Genomic DNA, 17,743 nt, shown 5'->3' with positions numbered 1-17,743 from the left:
TGGCAGGTTGCTCCTGTTTTGCCCGACGTGTCCAAGAATTTTGGCGCGTGCAAAAACAACCAGGGAAGACAACCCCTTGGCTACTGTGCATGGGGTTGTTTTCGCGAATCTTGTTGAGAGCGGGCTACCCGTCCGATCTTGCGAGGCGCCTCAGGCACCGCAGATGATCACCCCGTACCAGCCGAGGCCCCGATAGGTCTCGTAACCCGGCGTTGCATGAAAGGCGACCAGCGAGCCGTTGCGGTCGTGATAGAAGCCGGAGCGCTGGCCGTTCAGCGAGATCGAGAGGCGTTCGCTGAGGATGCCCTGGCCGTCGGACGCTGCGATGACGCGCAGGTTGGAATCGACCAGCAGCACGCGGGCCCTGTCGCTGTCGCCGATGCGCACGCCCTGCACGATGGCACGGGCCTGCGGCTCCCAGTCGAAATGGATGGCGAGCACGCCGATCGGGGCGCCGTTGGCCTGGCCGCCGGCGCGGACGCTGGCGCAATAGGTCGCGACCTGCGCGTTGCCGAGCAGCGGCTGGTTCTCGACGTCGCCGGCGACGTAGTCGTCACCGGAGCGCAGGCTGTGCGCGTCGCGAAACCATTTTGTGTGGGCGATGTTCTGACCGACGACGCGAAAGCGGTCGGCACGGCCGTTGGCGATGACGTTGCCGTCGAGGTCGCAGAGCCAGAGGTCGAGATAAACGGTGTAGGCTCCGAGGATCACGCCGAGGCGCTGCGAGGCGTGCGAGACGGCCGCCGCACTGGGGGAGGCCGCGCAATCGACCACGGCGGAATCGGTCGCCCACCAGCGCACGTCGCAGGTGCGTTCATAGAGGTTGCGGTCGATCAGCTCGATCGCGTTCAGCGACAGGTCCATCATGCGCTCGCCGCGCGAACGCTGGCTCATGCGCTCGATCGAGGAGACGAGATCGCCGGTGCGCTTCGTCAGCTGGCTTTCGAGCTCGCGTGCGATGGTCTCGACCTGCTGTCCGACGCCGCGCACCTCCTGGGCCACCACCGCAAAGCCGGCGCCTTGCGCGCCGGCGCGCGAGCTCTCGATCAGCGCGTTCAGCGCCAGCATCTTCATCTGGTTGGTGATCTGCTGGATCGACTTGGTCTTGTCGACCGCGATCTGGTTGACCTCCGCGGTCAGGCGGTTGATCAGCGCGGAGATGTCGGAATCATCGTCGGCGGGTTCTGTGGCGATCGGCTTGGCTTTCAGACCCAGCGCAGCAGACATCGGGGACTTCCCTTGGCAATGAGGTTGATCTGCAACGAACCCGGAACTGACAAATTACAGATCGAATACGAGTCTTTTTCGAAGATTCCGCCTAACGCCTGCTTAATTTGCTGTTCGGCCGGGTGCCCAAATGATAGTCACTGAGCCCTGCCGGGCAGCCATCCACCGCTTTGTGGACCGCCGCCGTTGCAAAGCTCGGCGGATTCCCGGCCAATCGGCCAGTGACCGGACGCCCTGCGTGTTCGTCCGGGGTCCCGAGTTCCCAAAGATCGCTCTCGAATCATGACGCCGCCCGCCACCGCCTTGCCCGTCGAAGCGCCCCGAGCGTTCCTGGGTGTCGCGCGCTCGCTCACCGACAAGCTCTGGCTCGACCGGCTCGACGCGCGCGGGGCGGCCAAGGCGCTTGCCATCGTGCAACGGCACCAGCTCCCGGAGCTGCTGGCGCGCGTGCTGGCGGGCCGCGGCGTCGATATCGACGCTGTTGCCGACTTCCTCGATCCGACCATCCGCAAGCTTCTGCCGGACCCGTTCACGGTCACGGAGATGGAAGCGGCGGCCAAACGGATCGCGGATGCCGCGACAAAGGGGGAGAAGGTCGCGATCTTCGGCGACTACGACGTCGACGGCGCGACCTCTGCGGCGTTGCTGGCCTGGCACCTGCGCCATTGCGGACTCGATCCGCTGATCCACATTCCCGACCGCATCTTCGAGGGCTATGGCCCCAACGTCGACGCGGTGCGCGGGCTCGCGGCCAAGGGTGCGACGCTGCTCGTCACCGTCGATTGCGGTACCACCAGCATCGAGCCGCTGGCTGAAGCGAAACGGCTCGGCATGTCCGTGGTCGTGATCGACCACCACCAGGCCGGCACGGAGCTGCCGGAGGTCGATGCGCTGGTCAATCCGAACCGGCTCGACGATCTCTCCGGCCTTGGCCATCTCGCCGCCGTCGGCCTCGTGCTGGTTACGCTGGTGGCGGTCAATCGCGAGTTGCGCCAGCGCGGGTTCTGGAGCGCGGAGATGCCTGAGCCCGATCTGCTCGGCATGCTGCATCACGTCGCGCTCGGCACCGTTGCCGATGTTGCCCCGCTGGTTGGCCTCAACCGCGCCTTCGTTGCCAAGGGGCTGATCGCGATGCGGCGTCGCGACCATGTCGGCCATACCGCGCTGATGGACGTGGCACGACTCAACGGCCCGCCGGAGGCCTGGCATCTCGGCTTTATGCTGGGGCCGCGCATCAATGCCGGCGGCCGCATCGGCCGCGCCGATCTCGGCGTGCGGCTGCTGTTGGAGGGCGATAGCGTCGAGGCCGCGCGGATCGCGGCCGAGCTCGACCGTCTCAACAGCGAGCGCCGCGTCATCGAGCAGGCCGCCGAAGCCCAGGCCGAAGCCGAAGCGCTGGCCTCGATCGGGCTCGAGGACAAGCTCGGCGTCATCGTCACGGCGTCCGAAGGCTGGCATCCCGGCGTCGTCGGCCTCGTGGCCTCCCGGCTCAAGGAGAAGTTCTCGCGACCGGCTTTCGCCATTGCTCTCGAGCCTGGTGGCATCGGCACCGGCTCGGGGCGCTCGATCGCCGGCGTCGATCTCGGCAAGGCGGTGCGGCAGGCGGTGGCCGACGGGATTCTGCTCAAGGGCGGCGGCCACGCGATGGCCGCCGGCGTGACGCTGCGGAAAGAAAAGCTCGCCGAATTCCGCGCTTATCTCGAGAACGCGCTGGCGCAGGACGTCGCCGAGGCCCGCCACGTCAACGAGCTCTATATCGACGGCGCGGTCTCCGCACGCGCGGTGACGACCGAGCTTGCGGCGACGCTGAACCGCGCCGGTCCTTTCGGGAGCGGCAATCCGGAAGCCGTGCTGGCGCTGCCGGCGCACCAGCTGGTCTTTGCCGACGAAGTCGGGCAGGCGCATCTGCGTCTGCGTTTCAAGTCGGGCGACGGCGCCATCGTCAACGGCATCGCATTCCGCTCGGTCGGCCAGAAGCTCGGAAACGCGCTGCTCGCCAATCGCGGCCAGCAACTGCATGTCGCGGGCTCGCTCGCGGTCGATCGCTATCAGGGCACAGAACGCGTGCAGTTCCGCGTCATCGACGTCGCGCTACCGGACCAGGGGCCATCCGTGATTAGATAGCCGCTGCTTCAAACAACAAAAAAAGGGAGTGAAACATGGCAGGGCAGGTTGAGGGCAAGGTCGCGCTGGTGACGGGCGGGGCCTCAGGTATCGGTGAAGCCATCGTCGAGCTGTTCGCGCGCGAGGGCGCGACCGTCGTCATCACCGACATCGATGAGTTGCGCGGCCCCGAACTCGCCAAGCGCGTGACGAAAGCCGGCGGCAAGGCGATCTTCCTTGAGCAGGACGTCACCAGCGAGGAGCGCTGGATCGAGATCGTCACCGAAGTCGCCAAGCGCTACGGCCGGCTCGACATCATGGTCTCCAACGCCGGCATCGGCATTGCCGTGCCTTCGATCGTGGACATGACGCTTGCCGACTGGCGCAAGCAGAACGCGATCAACCTCGACGGCGTGTTTCTCTCGGTCAAGCATTGCCTGCCCCTGATGCGCAAGCATGGTGGCGGTTCGATCATCATGATGTCGTCGCTGGCGGGCCTGCGCGGTTCGCCCGGGTTGTCGGCCTATTCAGCGACCAAGGGCGGCGTGCGGTTGTTCGCCAAGTCGATCGCGATGGAATGCGCTGCGGCGGGCGACGGCATCCGCGTCAACTCGGTTCATCCCGGCATCATCGACACGCCGATCTGGGGCAAGATCCCGACGGGCGCGACCGGCGCCGGCCAGAACGCGCCGATCGATCCGGAGGAGCGTGCGAAGGTCGTCACGCCGCTCGGCCGCGCCGGCCAGGCGGCGGAGATCGCCTCCGGCGTGCTGTATCTGGCCTCCGATGCCTCGCGCTACCTCACCGGCAGCGAACTCGTCATCGACGGTGGCATGAACGCGGGCGGCGTGCTGCGGCGGGCCTGAGCCGCGCAGGGCAGGGCGGCACGCGCAGGGGCTGACGTGCAGGCGCAGCGCCTGTACAACGAGGGGCAGCTCTCGACCAACAGAGGTGTCCTTCGCCATGGCGCACAGCCTTCACGCTTCCTCACCCGCATCAGCGCCATTCCGGTCGAACCGGCCGGATCTCGCTACCGATGCGATCCGCACTGCACGCGAGGACCTCGCCGCCTGTTTCCGCATGGCGGCGCGCAATGGCTTTGAAGAAGGCATCTGCAACCACTTCTCGGCCGTCGTGCCCGGCCATGACGATCTGTTCCTCGTCAACCCCTACGGCTACGCCTTTCGCGAGCTGACCGCGTCCAGGCTCCTGATCTGCGACTTCCACGGCAACGTGCTCGACGGCGAGGGTGTGCCCGAGGCGACCGCCTTCTACATTCATGCCGAGATGCACAAGCGCCTGCCGCGCGCGAGAGTCGCCTTCCACACCCACATGCCCTATGCCACCGCGCTGTCGATGACCGAAGGCGAGCCCCTGATCTGGGCCGGCCAGACCGCGCTGAAGTTCTATGGCCGCACCGCCGTCGACCGCGACTACAACGGCCTCGCGCTGGACAACCAGGAAGGGGCGCGCATCGCGTCCGCCGTCGGCGATGCCGACATCATCTTCATGAAGCATCACGGCGTGATGGTGCTGGCACCGACCATCGCGGAGGCCTGGGACGATCTCTACTATCTCGAACGTGCCGCCGAGGTGCAGGTGTTGGCGATGTCGACGGGACGAAAGGTGCTGCCGGTCGATCCCGCCGTTGCGGCCGAAACCTACAGGCAGATGCGTGAGGGCGATAGCGAATCCGCACGGCTGCATCTCGCCGCGATCCGCAGGCAGCTCGATGCGGAGGAGCCGCAGTACCGGCATTGAGGTCGCCTACGACCCCTGTCGCAGCTTGGCCAGCACCTTCAACCCGCCATAGCCGTCCGCCGGCGTGATCCCGGCGCGCTGCTGAAAATCCTTGACCGCCTTCATGGTGTCGTTGCCGACGCGGCCATCGGTGCCGCCGGTGTCGAAGCCGGCCTTCGTCAGGCGCGTCTGCATTTCCTGCACCTCGGCGAGCGTCAGCGCGCGCTCGGAGCCGGGGAAGGGCTGAATGAAAGGCGGCGCGCCGAGGCAGCGGTCGCCGAGATGGCAGATCGCTAGCGCATAGTTCATCGAGGGATTGTAGCTCTTCACCGAGTAGAAGTTCGGTCCCAACAAGAAGGTCGGCCCGCCCGCGACCGGCGTCCACATCTGCGCGGAGGCGTTCGGCTGGGGAAACGGCTGGCCGTCGGCGCGGGTGACGCCGGCCGCCTGCCATGCCGCATAGGTTCGGCTGCCGCTGATGTTGCCGGCCGCGCGCACCTCATAGCCCCAATGCTCGCCGCGATGCCATTTGCCACGATTGACGAGATATTTGGCTGTCGAGCCCAGCGCATCGTCGGGCTTGCCGAATGGGGACACTTTGCCGTCGCCGTCATAGTCGATGCCGACATTGAGCCAGACTTCCGGCATCCATTGCGAATGCCCCATCGCGCCGGCCCAGGATCCCTGCATCTGCTCGGGCGTGCTCCAGCCCTTGTCGACGATGCGCAGCGCGTTGATCAGCTCGGTCTCCCAATAGGCCTTGCGGCGCGGCTCGTTCCAGGCAAGTGCGGCCAGTGATGGAAATATGGGCCTCATGTGGTTCTGCTGCACCAGCGGATCGCCATAGGCGGACTCGACGCCCCACAGCGCCAGCAGCGTGCCGCGCTCGACGCCGAACTCGCGCTCGATGCGCGCGAGCAGCGCCTCGTTGTTCTTCAGGGCAATCTTGCCGTTGATGATGCGCCAGTCGGAGACGCGGCGGTTGATGTACTGCCAGACCTGCTCGTGAAATTCCGGCTGGCTGCGCATCTGCTTGAACACGCTCATGTCGGGTTCGACCCGCGCCATCGCGCGCTGCCAGGTCGCGGCGGAAATGCCTTTGGCCAGGGCGCGTGAGCGAAAGGCTTCGCGCCATTCGTCGAAGCCCGGAGGTGCGGCGAGGACGTGTGTCGGAAGCGTGAGTACGGCAGCCGCACCGAACGTCGATTGGAGCAGGGTGCGGCGCGTGCAACAGAGTGAGGAATCAGTTTGCTTCATGGGCACATTCTAGCCCGAAACATGGCCCGTGTGAGTCGGTTCCCGGAACAACCGCGCGTCGAATTTCCGGGCGCATGGATCGGCCAATTCGTCGGAACAAACTGTCGCAGTCCCGCATTCCCCTCGCATCAGGAAGGAGGAGTGATGAGGAAATATCTGTTTGCCGCTGCCATGGTGACGGCCATCGCCGCGCCTGCGTTCGCGGACGAGGTCGGAGTTCACGTCGGCCCGGTGGGTGCGGGCGTGACGGTTGGTCAGTCCCATGAATATCGCGAGCGAGACCGCGATCGGGATCGCACCACGGTCATTCGGGAGCGCGAGCCCGCCGACCGCACCACGGTGATCAAGAAGGAAGATGAATTCGGCAATCGCGAAAAGACCGTGATTCATCACGACAACGACTGAGCGAGCAGGGTCCCGGCCGGAGCGCCGGGGCCCTTCCGCGCGCAGCTCCCTTCATCGAGAATTCGAGGTGGAATGAAGATACGAGCGCATGCGGAAAGCCATGTCGTCGAGCTCGACGACGGAACGCGCTGGCAGATTTTTCCGGGCGATCTGGCGACCACGCTGAGCTGGAAGCCCGAAACCGATCTGCACCTGGAGCCGAGCCGCGACCGGGTGACGTCGCACGTGCTCGTCAATGCCACGGATCGAACCCGCGTACGGGTGATCGCCGCGGGCGAGACCTGGCCTGCCGGCGACGTCAAGGACGCGTTGAAGGACGGGTAGGCCTTCGCTCAAGACGAAGGTCAATCCACCTGGTCCTGCTGTAAATCAGTCGCAATTCCGGCGAGCCAGCGCCGGATTGTTGTTTCCGCTTTGCCATCCAACCCCCTCGCAAGTCGCTTCTCGAGCGCGATCACACGCTCGCGGCAGGCTTTCAGCAGCGTCGCGCCGCGTGGCGTCAACGTCCATTGCTGGATGCGGCCGTGGACCGGATGGGGCGTCATCAGAATTGCGCCATCGCGTTCGAGATTGCGGATGATGACGCCGACGGTCTGGGGCGTCAGGAAGGTGAGGCGGGCGACGTCGGCGCCTGACAGGCCCGGATATGCGTTGAGCATGGTCAGCACCGCGAATTGCGGCGATGTCACGCCGAGATCGCCGAGCGCCCGTTCCATCGTCAGGCGGACCGCGGCATGGGCCTGGCGCAGGAGATAGCCGAGATAACCTTGCTCGCCACGCTTGCCTTCTCCGGGCGCGGGTACACGCACGTCGCCGACGGATGCGGTCGCCTTGTATTCGGTTTTGGGTCTTGCGGCGGTTGCGGACTTGCGTGACATATAAGAGCTCTTATAAGATGTAAGCATTCATACAATAAGACGAGGTGAACGGCAATGTCACACGCCCGCAGCGAATACGAGGATTTCAAGAAGATCGCGCCGGACGTCTATGATCTGGTGCTGGCGTTCGGTCAGCTTGCAACCAAGGCCGGCCTCGACAAGCAGCTCATCGAACTCGTCAAGCTGCGCGCTTCGCAAATCAACGGCTGCGCCTTCTGCGTGCAGCACCACGTCCTGCTGTCGGAGCGGATCGGCGTTCCCGCCGACAAGCTCCATCTGGTCGCGGTCTGGCGCGAGGCGCCGGTCTTTTCCGCGCGCGAGCGCGCGGCGCTGGCCTGGGCGGAGGCCTTGACGCTGCTGCCTGGTGGCGTCAGCGAGGAGGTCTATTCGGAGGCGACGCGCGAGTTCTCTGAAACCGAGCTGACCTACCTGACCTCGGCGGTCGCCTCGATCAATGTCTGGAACCGGTTCGGCGCGGCGTATCGCTGGACGCCGGCCAAGCGGCCGGCCGCGGCGAATGCTGCGGCATCCTGATTGCAACGCGGGGAGGTCAGCATGACAACAATGAGTTTGGCCGTTGCGCAGCGCCCGGTGTCACGTTCGACGGCACTCGCGGTCGTCGCAGGGCTCGCCTGCGCGCTGGCGATTGGCAAAGTATTGCCGGTGACGATGGACACCGTCTCAGGCGTACTGGCGCCGCTGTGCGCCACGGCTGCGGAGAGTTCGCCCCTCGACAAGGTCGAGCCGATCGGCTCCTACCCATTGCCGAACGTGCCGGGCAAGCGCGTCACCATCGTGCGCGTGTTCTACGGTCCGGGCGGATTTTCGCGTCCGCATCGTCACTCGGGATCCGTTACCGCCTACATCACCAAGGGCGAGATCCGGTCCCAGCTCGGCGGCGGTCCGGTCCAGACGTTTGGGGTCGGCCAGTCCTTCTTCGAGCCGCCGGGCTCGACGCATCTGGTCTCCGCCAACGCCAGCGCGACCGAGCCGGCAGAGCTGATCGCCGTGTTCGTGGCGGATGAGGGCGCCCAGCTCACGACGCTCCTGGATTAGCTGGTACGCGCAATCCGCGACGACGGCCGTTTTCAGGCCTGCGGCGATCGCCTCAACCGTTTCCAGGCCGGAGAGAGACCGTATTGGACGACCGGAATCGCAAGCGCGCCGACAAGCAGTCCAAGCAAGCCTGAGATGGCCGCCTCGACCGACCACTCGATGATGCCGGCAACGGATGGAAGGGCATGTGCCGCGGCCTCGGTTGCGGCATGGACCATGCGGCCGACCACGGGTGGGCCGTATTTTTCGATGCCATGCAGAATGATGCCGCCGCCGACCCAGATCATGGCGGCGGTGCCGATGGTGCTCAGCACCGCAAGGAAGACGGGCATACCGCGGACGAGCGCGCGTCCAAGCAAGCGGATCGCGCCGCCGATGATCGAGGCGCTGTCATAGCGGGCGAGGGCCATGCCGACATCGTCCGCCTTCACGATCAGGGCCACCACGCCGTAGACTCCGACTGTGATGAATATGCCGACCAACGCCAGCACCATTGCCTGCGTCCAGATGCTGCCCGCCGGGAGGGCCGCCAGTGTGATCGCCATGATCTCCGCCGACAGGATGAAGTCGGTCTTGATGGCGCTCGCGACCTTCTCGTCCTCCACCGACCGGGCATTCAACGCGATCGGCTGGAGCTGAGCTTCGTGGTGGTGCGCATGATGCGGCATCACGGCTTCGAGCACCTTCTCGGCACCCTCGTAGCAAAGAAACGCTCCCCCCAGCATGAGCAGCGGGGTGACTGCGGCGGGAAGGAAATATCCAAGCAACAGAGCAACGGGGAGCAGGATCAGCAACTTATTGCGCAGCGATCCGGCCGCAATCTTGCCGACGATCGGCAGTTCGCGTTTCGAGGCAAAACCGATGACGTAGTTCGGCGTGACGGCCGCGTCATCGATGACCACGCCAGCCGCCTTTGTGCCCGCCTTGGCAGCCTGGCTCGCCACATCGTCGAGCGAGGCTGCTGCCACCTTTGCGATCGCCGCGATGTCGTCGAAAAGACCGATCAGTCCGAGGCTCATCAACCCTGTCCTTTGTTCGTTCGATCCGGCGGCGTGGGCGACAGCAGCTCTTGCACCGTTCAGCCTCGGAACGAGCAAGCCGTCAATTGTCGTCGCCGCTCGATCCCTCGCGCAGGTCCGGCTTGACAACGTCGTTCGGCAGCGCGTGTGCCACCGGCTGCGCCGTGACTGCCATCTCCGGACCGATCTCGCGGCCACGGGCGCGGATCAGGCGCTCATAGGCCGAGACCAGGGTGACGTAGGGGCTGACCCAGATCCAGCCATCGCGGGTGAACACCTGTACGTCGAAATGCAGGTGCATCGAGGTGCCGGCGGGACGGTCGAGATAGTTCGAGACGACGCCGATCTTCTCGCCTTCGGTGACGATGCGGCCGTTGACGAGACCGTCGGCGTTCATCGCATGCGGGTTCATGTGCATGTAGCGGAAACGGATGTGCTCGGTGCGGCTGTTGACTTGAAGCGTCGCGGCCTGGTCCTTGGCCGCGCGGATCACGATGGCATCGCGCACGGCAACGACGGCGCGCCGCTTGGGGTCGCAGGATTCGGCGTCCTCGCCGGGCGGGCAGTTGGCGGCGCGAATGTCCTCGCCCTGATGGCCGTAGCCGCCGGCGCACTGCCAGACCTCGAAGCTGCGGGACTCGCAAAAATTGTCGCGCCAGGGATAGGCGGTCGGGCCCTCGCTCTTGTCGCGCTTGCTGTAGGATTGCGAACGCACAAAGGCGGGCGCCTTCTCGAGCGGAAAGCGGATCTGTGCATAGGCCATCACGTCGGCATGGCCGCCTTGCTTGCGGTAGCCCGTATTCGGGATGATATCGCCGCTCGGCCGATAGCTGAAGTCGGGCGAGCGAGCCGTGGGGCGATCGATGACGTTGGAGGCGACGTCCATTAGCGGCCGCATCCGTTGCCCGCCGGCGACACGCAGGGCCTTCAGGAAGCGCTCGGCGACTGGATAGGCTTCCTTGCAGGCGAGCCGTCTCGGCTTGGCGACGCTGTCGAGGCACTGGATCGACACGACATAGGCGGCGCCGAAACGGGTGAAAGCGTAGCGTACATAGCCCTCCCGGATGAATCTGCGGAGGTCCGGAAAGATCGTCGCGAGCGGCTTGACTGGCTCGCCCTTGCCGCCGGCTGGATCGGCGATGTCGTAGACCAGCGCCGAACCCGTGATCTGGACCTCGACCGGCCTCGCGAACACGCGGCCCGGCATGCCGTCACCGGCGCCGGAATCCAACGAAAAGGTTGCACTGTAGCCGGCGGGGCCGGCATCGAACATGTCGACGGGATTGAAGTCCGCCTGGTAGCGCGACAACGCGAGCGTCGCCGGCGCACCGTTGCGTTGCGCATCGAGGTACGCGGCGGCATCGAACGGCAGCAGCACAGGCACGGGACTGCGGGTGATGCCGGCGAAGAATCGTGAGGAAACCGCGTTGAGCTGCACCAGGGCGGGGGTGGCGCGGGGATCATAGCGCGGCACCGTACGGCGTGGCGCGAAGATGAAATCGTCTGCGACGCGGGGGCGGCTGTTGATCTCGGTGCGGAGCTGGTCCAGCGCTGCGCGCCAATCGACGCGCAGGGCCGTGAGCGAGGGGCTGCGGAATTCGTCCGCGGCGAGCGGAGCGGCAATGGGCAGCGAAAGCGACGCCAGAAGCAGCGAGACGAAGCGGAAACCCTTCCCAACCACTGTCTCGCCCCCCGGCGGCACCTGTTCCGATTGCACCGCGCTCTGCTAGTCCTTGGCGCGCTCTGAGTAGGAGCCGTCTTCGGTCATCACCACGATGCGGGTGCCGACGGCGATGTGCGGCGGCACCGTGGTGCGCACGCCGTTGGACAAGATCGCGGGCTTGTAGGACGAGGAGGCGGTCTGGCCCTTGGTCACGGGTTCGGTCTCGACCACTTCCAGGGTCACGCGCTGCGGCAGCGCAATCGACACCACGTTGACGTCATGCATCGACAGCTTGACGGTCATGTCCGGTTGAAGATAGGAGGCCGCGTCGCCAACGACGTCCTTGGAGACCTGGACCTGGTCGTAGGTCTCGGGGTTCATGAAGTGGAAGCCGTCGCCATCTTCATACAGGAAGGTGTAGTTGCGCTCTTCGATCGTGGCCTTTTCGACCTGGTCGGTGGTCTTGTAGCGCTCGGAGATCTTTACCCCGTCCGAGATTCGGCGCATTTCGATCTGACTGACCGGGGTGCCCTTGCCGGGATGGATGTTCTCGGCGCTCACGACGACGTAAAGCTTGCCGTCTTGCTCGATCACGTTGCCCTTGCGAATAGAACTGGCGATGACTCTCAAAGCTATATTTCCTGCTTGCTTGGCCCGGCTGGGGCCAGGACGTGGTCAAATCGATGGGGGAGTTGGGGCCTCAAATCGGACCTCGGCACCCGTTTCGGGCCGCAACATACTGATTTTGCCGTTGGATGCCAGCCTTTTGCTCAGGGCGGGGGCGGCCGGCTAATGGCTGGGGACAAGCCCATCTCACCGTTCTGGTCGCCAAGCCGCCACCTCGACCGGCGGCCTTTCCTTCAGGCCAGAGGGGCCATTACCGGGGCGCTTCGGGGGTTTTTCGCGGAGCAGGGGTTTGTAGAGGTCGAAACCTCCGTCCTGCAGGTCTCCCCGGGCAATGAGACCCATCTGCATGCCCCCCGGACCGAGATCATGCGGCCGGACGGCAGCCGAGCCAGCCGATATTTGCGGACCTCGCCGGAATTCGCCTGCAAGAAGCTGCTAGCGGCGGGCGAAACGCGGATTTTCGAGCTCGCCCGGGTGTTCCGCGACCGTGAGCGCGGTGATCTGCATCTGCCTGAATTCACCATGCTGGAGTGGTATCGGGCAGGCGCCCCGTATGACGCCGTCATGGCCGATTGCGTCGTCGTGATCGCCCGTGCGGCGCAGGCGACCGGGATCGGGACCTTTTCCTTCCGCGGCCGGACCGCTGATCCCTTCTCCGAGCCGGAACTGCTGACGGTCTCGGGCGCCTTCGAACGGTTTGCCGGCATCGACCTGCTGTCGACAATCTCGGGCAACAGGGGTAACCGTGCCGCACTCGCCGAGGCGGCAGCCAGCAAGATCCGTGTGGCCGAGGACGACACCTGGTCGGACATCTTCAGCAAGGTTCTGGTCGAGCATGTCGAGCCGCATCTGGGGCAGGGGCGTTTGACGATTCTGTTCGAATACCCATCTCCAGAGGCTGCCCTGGCACGAGTGAAGGCTGAAGATCCCAGGGTTGCGGAGCGCTTCGAGGTCTATGCGTGCGGCGTCGAGCTCGCCAACGGCTTTGGCGAACTGACCGATGCCGAGGAGCAGCGTAAGCGCTTCACGGAATCGATGGCGGAGAAGCAGCGCCGCTACGGCGAAGCCTATCCGCTGGACGAGGACTTTTTGGCCGCGGTCGCCGCAATGCCGGAGGCGAGCGGCGTCGCACTCGGCTTCGACCGGCTGGTGATGCTGGCGAGCGGTGCATCGCGAATTGATCAGGTGGTTTGGACGCCACCGGCAAATGAAGCGTCTTGAGAGGCATGACGAAAACGAACCTTGCACGCACTTTGCGCGAGCCGGCCGAGCTCGTCGCCGAAGGTCTGTCGCCCGCAGCAGCGCTCCCCGCGCTCGAACGTGTTGCCGTGCGCTATGCGGTGGCCATCACGCCGGCGCTGGTCGAACTGATCGATACGTCCGACCCGGACGATCCCATCGCGCGGCAATTCGTTCCGAGTGCAAACGAGTTGGAGATGCAGCCGGGCGAAAGCGCCGATCCGATCGGAGATCATCCGCACTCGCCGGTTCCGGGGATCGTGCACCGCTATCCCGATCGCGTTCTGTTCAAGCTCGTTCATGTCTGCGCGGTCTATTGCCGCTTCTGCTTCCGCCGCGAGATGGTAGGGCCCGGCAAGGACAACGCGCTGTCGGACGGGGCCTATCGCGCGGCGATCGAATACATCCGTTCGCATGGCGAGATCTGGGAAGTGATCCTGACGGGCGGCGATCCGCTCATGCTGTCGCCGCGGCGGATGAGCGAGATCATGACCGATCTTGCCGGCATCGATCACGTCAAGATCATCCGCCTTCATACCCGCGTGCCGGTGGCCGATCCCGCGCGCATCAGCGACGAGATGGTTGCGGCGCTCAAGGTCGAGGGGGCGACCACCTGGGTGGCCGTGCATGCCAACCACGCGCGCGAACTGACGGGGCCGGCGCGCACCGCCTGCGCGCGGCTGGTCGATTCCGGAGTTCCGCTGGTGAGCCAGTCCGTGCTTTTGCGCGGGGTCAATGACACCATCGCCGCTCTGTCGGATTTGATGCGAGCTTTCGTCGAATGCCGAATCAAGCCGTACTATCTGCATCACGGCGATCTCGCGCCGGGCACGGCGCATCTGCGGACGACGCTGGCGCAGGGGCAGGACCTGATGCGGCAGTTGCGCGGGCGGGTGTCAGGTCTATGCCAGCCAGACTATGTCATCGACATTCCCGGCGGCGCCGGGAAATCGCCGGTGGGACCCAACTATGTGTTGGCGGAACAAAATACCGCAACGGATGCACGTGAAGCGGGAGCCGAAACGCGCTATCGTATCGTCGACTATTGCGGCGACGTTCATCTCTATCCGCCCGAGACCTGAGCGGTGACGGGGCGCGCGCTGCTTGAGAATGGAGAAGCGGAAATGAAGAAGATCATGGTGGCAGCATCGCTCGTGGTCTTGCTTGGCGGCGCGGCGGTCGCACAGACCGGCGGCTCCAAAGGGGCGACATCCGGCGGAGCATCCTCCGGCTCGGTGTTGCCGGCACCGGTCGGTCACCGCCAGCCCCGCGCGGCTGACGTGCCGAGCGAGAAGAATGTGAGCGATCCGAACGATCCGCTCAGCAAGGAAAACCAGGCGCTCGACAAGAAGATCAAGAGCATCTGCCGCGGCTGCTGATGGACTCACCTCTCCCCAACGGGGAGAGGTGAAGGAGACGACCGCGATTTTGTGACGGGCTATGCCGACCGCTCGTGCAATCCGGCACGGCTCGAGTTGCGGCGGACCTCGACCGCGTCGGCGAGCTGCTCGAGCACGGTCGCCGTGGCCGGCCAATCGATGCAGCCGTCGGTGATGCTCTGGCCGTAGGCGAGCGGTTTGCCCGGCACCACGTCCTGGCGGCCGGCAACGAGATTGCTCTCGATCATCACGCCGATGATGCGGTTCTCGCCGCCTGAGATCTGGCTGGCGATGTCCGCCATCACCAGGGGCTGGTTCTCCGGCTTCTTGCTCGAATTGGCGTGACTCGCATCCACCATCACCAGCGGCGCGACGCCGGATTTCGTCAGCTCGTTGCAGGCTGCCGCAATGCTTGCCGCGTCATAATTCGGCTTGCTGCCGCCACGCAGGATGATGTGGCAATCCTCGTTGCCGGCGGTCGAGGCGATCGCCGAGCGGCCGAGTTTCGTGACGGCCATGAAATGATGCGGGTGCGAGGCTGATTTCACCGCATCGGCGGCAATGCGAACATTGCCGTCGGTGCCGTTCTTGAAGCCGACCGGGCACGACAACCCGGAAGCCAGCTCGCGGTGGATCTGGCTCTCGGTCGTGCGGGCGCCGATCGCAGCCCAGGACACGAGGTCGGCGATGTATTGCGGCGTCGTCATGTCCAGGAATTCCGTGCCGGCGGGCAGGCCGAGATTGTTCACGGCCGACAGCACGTTGCGCGCCAGCCGCAGGCCCTTGTTGATGTCAAAGCTGCCGTCGAGATCGGGATCGTTTATCAGGCCCTTCCAGCCCACCGTGGTGCGCGGCTTCTCGAAATAGACCCGCATCACGATCTCGAGCTGATCGGCGAGATCCTCGCGCAGCTTTGCGAGGCGCTCTGCGTAATCGAGCGCGGCCCTGGGATCATGCACGGAGCAGGGGCCGACGACGACCAGAAGGCGGTCGTCCTGGCTGCTCAGGATGGCATGGATGGCGTTGCGCGCGGCCATCACCACACGGGTGGCGGTGAGCGTGCGCGGGACCTCCCGCATCACCTCGTCCGGGGTGCTCAGTTCTTTCAGTTCGCGGATGCGCAGATCGTCGGTCGTGCTCAGCACGGCGGGCTCCTGTTTGTTTCGAACCTGCCGGCAATAAAAAAGCCGCCAGGTCTGGCGGCTTGTTCGGACGTTTGCTGCAATGTTTCAGATTGAGCGCGATCCTCCTGCCGCCAGCGAGCTGTCGTAGCTAAAGTACCAAAAATAGCTGGTGGCGACGGTGATCATGGCAGGGCATATAGCGCTCCATTGGCGCTTTGTCACCCCCAAATCGGCGCGGCAGGCGACGAGGCGCCTCAGGTGTTGCTGTTGCGCGCAGCGAGCGCCATGCCGATCAGGCTGGCGCCGCCGAACAGCAAATTGATACCGACGAGAACGCCGATGGCCCATTCCGCCGAGCTCGGCAGTCCCGTGATCACCAAGAACGAGATCGCGATGTCGATGAGGCCCGAGATCAGGAGCCACGACCAGCGACTGCTCGCGTCGCGGCGGTGCTCCAGCGCGTACATGATGGTGGCGACGCCCTCGGCGAGGAAGTAGGCGCCAAGCACGATCGTCAGGGTCAGTACGGCCTGTATCGGCCGGGCCAGCAGCAACAGGCCGGTGAGCACGGCGAGCGCAGCCGAGATCAGCGACCACCAGAAGCCCGGCGTGCTGCGCGCCCAATAGGTGACGATCAGCCCGCCGATGCCGCTGATCAGGAACATCCAGCCGAGGAAGATCGCGGTCGCAAGGCTCGCGAGCGGCGGCAGGATCAGAGCCGCGACGCCGAGAACGACGAGCAGGATGCCTTCGAACAGGAAGGCCTTCCAATGTGCCTTGGCCGTCTGGCTCATCGCGGATTGCAGCCGTGAAAAATCTTCGGGCGATGTCATCGTCTAGCTCCGGAACGAGAGGTAGTGCGTCCCATCATCTAGTCGGCCCATCACACGTTTGCCATGCGATGGATCAACTGCCGCCGGGGGCCGAGGAAAAACCTTCCGCGCTGGTGCGGATGCGGTTGCGGCTGAGAATGTAGATTGCCGTTGTGACAATCAGAAGCGCAAGGCCGAGCAGGATCGAGACGAAGCCGATCGGGATCAGGGCCAGCGTCAGATTGCGTTCGGGGTTGATGAGCCAGTGATGAATCGAGGTCAGCACGAAGGCGAGCCCGAGAAAGCCGACGCCGCCGCCGGCAAGCAGCAGCGCCCACATCCGGCGAAGCTGGCTGAGCCGCTCGCGAGCGACGTCCGTCCGCGGCGCGTGGTGGCGGGCGACGCGCCGGACCAGGCGGATGGCGAAGGCAATCGAGCTGAAGCCGATCAACAGGCTCGTTGCGCCCAGCCACATCCGGAGGGTCGGGTCCAGATCCGGCATGCGCTGGAGGGTCAGCAGCGGGAAATCGAACGCCGAATGCAGCGCAACCGGGCCTGCGAAGATCAAGAGGCGGCTGGAGAGGCGGGCCCAGTCGCGATGGTGGCGGTTCGCGCCCAGCGCGGTGCCGGCGCGCGCGATGGTCAGGTAGGCGCCCGCGATGATGCCGAGTGCGCCGTGAAACGGCACCGTCAGCACGCTGCGCAACGCGGCCAGCGAGCGCCACATCTCGGCGTGCTGAACCAGATAGGCCAGGTTCTCGTAAGCCGCGAAGCCGAGGCCGACCGCAGCGCCATAGACCACGGTGTCCATCGGATTGGCAAAAGTCCGCCGCTTGGTCGAGGACACCAGCACGATGGCGATCACCTTGACGGCTTCCTCGGGCAGCGCGACGCCGAAGACCGAATGCATGGCGAGCGCTGCCCAGGGGTCGTCGGGGGCTGCGACCATCTTGGCGAAGGGGGCGCGGGCGAGGCCCAGCAGCGAGATGCTGGCGGCCCCTAACAGGAACGCGGTCCAGACCTGGGCGGGCGGGCCCGGGCGCTCTTCAGCGGCGATGACGAGCCACAGTATCAGCAGCGCCGGGGCGATGGCGGCAGTTCCGATGACGGTGGGCAACGCTTCAATCAGGTACATCGGCGCCGAAAATAGGTTCCCTTGGTCCGCTTATCTACATTCTCCGATGCGACCATGTGTCATGTGCCCGCTGTCGGCT

At 65.3% G+C, this 17,743-nt stretch carries 19 protein-coding genes; 10 read left to right on the top strand and 9 right to left on the bottom strand.

Features of this window, described 5'->3' with window-relative positions:
* Positions 1-150 precede the first annotated feature (150 nt).
* Positions 151-1,227, bottom strand: coding sequence for a methyl-accepting chemotaxis protein (locus RX330_RS20710; RefSeq protein ID WP_212085493.1), 1,077 nt, complete (start codon positions 1,225-1,227; stop codon positions 151-153).
* Between the two features lie 282 nt (positions 1,228-1,509).
* Here RX330_RS20710 and recJ point away from each other — a divergent pair, with 282 nt between their 5' ends.
* The 3 genes from recJ to RX330_RS20695 all read left to right on the top strand — a co-directional run bounded on the left by recJ (position 1,510) and on the right by RX330_RS20695 (position 5,091).
* Complete coding sequence (gene recJ, locus RX330_RS20705) at positions 1,510-3,351, top strand: single-stranded-DNA-specific exonuclease RecJ (protein ID WP_317239628.1); 1,842 nt, start codon at positions 1,510-1,512, stop codon at positions 3,349-3,351.
* 35 nt (positions 3,352-3,386) lie between these two features.
* Entirely contained in the window at positions 3,387-4,196 is an 810-nt protein-coding gene (locus RX330_RS20700) for an SDR family NAD(P)-dependent oxidoreductase (protein WP_317239627.1), read from the top strand.
* A gap of 97 nt (positions 4,197-4,293) precedes the next feature.
* Complete coding sequence (locus RX330_RS20695) at positions 4,294-5,091, top strand: aldolase (protein ID WP_317239626.1); 798 nt, start codon at positions 4,294-4,296, stop codon at positions 5,089-5,091.
* Positions 5,092-5,097: 6 nt separating this feature from the next.
* Here the strand turns inward: RX330_RS20695 and RX330_RS20690 are convergent, their stop codons facing one another.
* Positions 5,098-6,327 (bottom strand): lytic murein transglycosylase, encoded by a 1,230-nt coding sequence (locus RX330_RS20690; protein WP_317239625.1) that lies wholly within the window; start codon positions 6,325-6,327, stop codon positions 5,098-5,100.
* A 144-nt stretch (positions 6,328-6,471) separates the two neighbouring features.
* On the opposite strand from RX330_RS20690, the gene RX330_RS20685 reads away from it, so the two are divergent.
* Together RX330_RS20685 and RX330_RS20680 are read left to right on the top strand one after the other, a co-directional pair.
* Positions 6,472-6,732: a hypothetical protein gene (locus tag RX330_RS20685; RefSeq protein WP_212085483.1), complete on the top strand. Its 261-nt coding sequence runs from the start codon at positions 6,472-6,474 to the stop codon at positions 6,730-6,732.
* A gap of 72 nt (positions 6,733-6,804) precedes the next feature.
* A complete protein-coding gene (locus RX330_RS20680) occupies positions 6,805-7,056 on the top strand; it encodes a hypothetical protein (protein WP_317239624.1) in 252 nt (83 codons plus the stop codon).
* A 20-nt stretch (positions 7,057-7,076) separates the two neighbouring features.
* On the opposite strand, the gene RX330_RS20675 is transcribed toward RX330_RS20680, so the two are convergent.
* Entirely contained in the window at positions 7,077-7,610 is a 534-nt protein-coding gene (locus RX330_RS20675) for a MarR family winged helix-turn-helix transcriptional regulator (protein ID WP_317239623.1), read from the bottom strand.
* Between the two features lie 54 nt (positions 7,611-7,664).
* Between RX330_RS20675 and RX330_RS20670 the strand changes: the two genes are divergently transcribed.
* Positions 7,665-8,144, top strand: a complete 480-nt coding sequence (locus RX330_RS20670; protein ID WP_212085477.1) for a carboxymuconolactone decarboxylase family protein — start codon at positions 7,665-7,667, stop codon at positions 8,142-8,144.
* Positions 8,145-8,165: 21 nt separating this feature from the next.
* Complete coding sequence (locus tag RX330_RS20665; protein ID WP_212085470.1) at positions 8,166-8,666, top strand: cupin domain-containing protein; 501 nt, start codon at positions 8,166-8,168, stop codon at positions 8,664-8,666.
* A gap of 32 nt (positions 8,667-8,698) precedes the next feature.
* On the opposite strand, the gene RX330_RS20660 is transcribed toward RX330_RS20665, so the two are convergent.
* The 3 genes from RX330_RS20660 to efp all read right to left on the bottom strand — a co-directional run bounded on the left by RX330_RS20660 (position 8,699) and on the right by efp (position 11,978).
* The gene (locus RX330_RS20660; protein WP_212085468.1) at positions 8,699-9,685 is read right to left on the bottom strand and encodes a DUF808 domain-containing protein; all 987 of its coding nucleotides are present in this window, start codon (positions 9,683-9,685) and stop codon (positions 8,699-8,701) included.
* Positions 9,686-9,767: 82 nt separating this feature from the next.
* Positions 9,768-11,387, bottom strand: coding sequence for a M23 family peptidase (locus tag RX330_RS20655; protein ID WP_317243938.1), 1,620 nt, complete (start codon positions 11,385-11,387; stop codon positions 9,768-9,770).
* Between the two features lie 24 nt (positions 11,388-11,411).
* Positions 11,412-11,978, bottom strand: coding sequence for an elongation factor P (gene efp, locus RX330_RS20650; protein ID WP_212085466.1), 567 nt, complete (start codon positions 11,976-11,978; stop codon positions 11,412-11,414).
* Between the two features lie 162 nt (positions 11,979-12,140).
* On the opposite strand from efp, the gene epmA reads away from it, so the two are divergent.
* The 3 genes from epmA to RX330_RS20635 are packed head-to-tail and all read left to right on the top strand — an operon-like array spanning position 12,141 to position 14,593.
* Positions 12,141-13,196, top strand: coding sequence for an EF-P lysine aminoacylase EpmA (epmA, locus tag RX330_RS20645; protein WP_317243937.1), 1,056 nt, complete (start codon positions 12,141-12,143; stop codon positions 13,194-13,196).
* 5 nt (positions 13,197-13,201) lie between these two features.
* Positions 13,202-14,296 (top strand): lysine-2,3-aminomutase-like protein, encoded by a 1,095-nt coding sequence (locus RX330_RS20640; protein ID WP_317239622.1) that lies wholly within the window; start codon positions 13,202-13,204, stop codon positions 14,294-14,296.
* A 42-nt stretch (positions 14,297-14,338) separates the two neighbouring features.
* Positions 14,339-14,593: a hypothetical protein gene (locus RX330_RS20635; RefSeq protein ID WP_212085456.1), complete on the top strand. Its 255-nt coding sequence runs from the start codon at positions 14,339-14,341 to the stop codon at positions 14,591-14,593.
* Positions 14,594-14,652: 59 nt separating this feature from the next.
* On the opposite strand, the gene RX330_RS20630 is transcribed toward RX330_RS20635, so the two are convergent.
* The 3 genes from RX330_RS20630 to RX330_RS20620 all read right to left on the bottom strand — a co-directional run bounded on the left by RX330_RS20630 (position 14,653) and on the right by RX330_RS20620 (position 17,664).
* Positions 14,653-15,738 (bottom strand): 3-deoxy-7-phosphoheptulonate synthase, encoded by a 1,086-nt coding sequence (locus tag RX330_RS20630; RefSeq protein ID WP_317239621.1) that lies wholly within the window; start codon positions 15,736-15,738, stop codon positions 14,653-14,655.
* A gap of 233 nt (positions 15,739-15,971) precedes the next feature.
* Positions 15,972-16,550, bottom strand: a complete 579-nt coding sequence (locus RX330_RS20625) for an HdeD family acid-resistance protein (RefSeq protein WP_317239620.1) — start codon at positions 16,548-16,550, stop codon at positions 15,972-15,974.
* Between the two features lie 73 nt (positions 16,551-16,623).
* Positions 16,624-17,664, bottom strand: coding sequence for a PrsW family intramembrane metalloprotease (locus RX330_RS20620; protein WP_212085450.1), 1,041 nt, complete (start codon positions 17,662-17,664; stop codon positions 16,624-16,626).
* Positions 17,665-17,743 lie beyond the last annotated feature (79 nt).

Source organism: Bradyrhizobium sp. NDS-1, assembly GCF_032918005.1.
Classification (GTDB): Bacteria; Pseudomonadota; Alphaproteobacteria; order Rhizobiales; family Xanthobacteraceae; genus Bradyrhizobium; species Bradyrhizobium tunisiense.
Note: the sequence above shows the minus strand (reverse complement) of the source record. Positions and strands in the feature narration are given on the sequence as shown.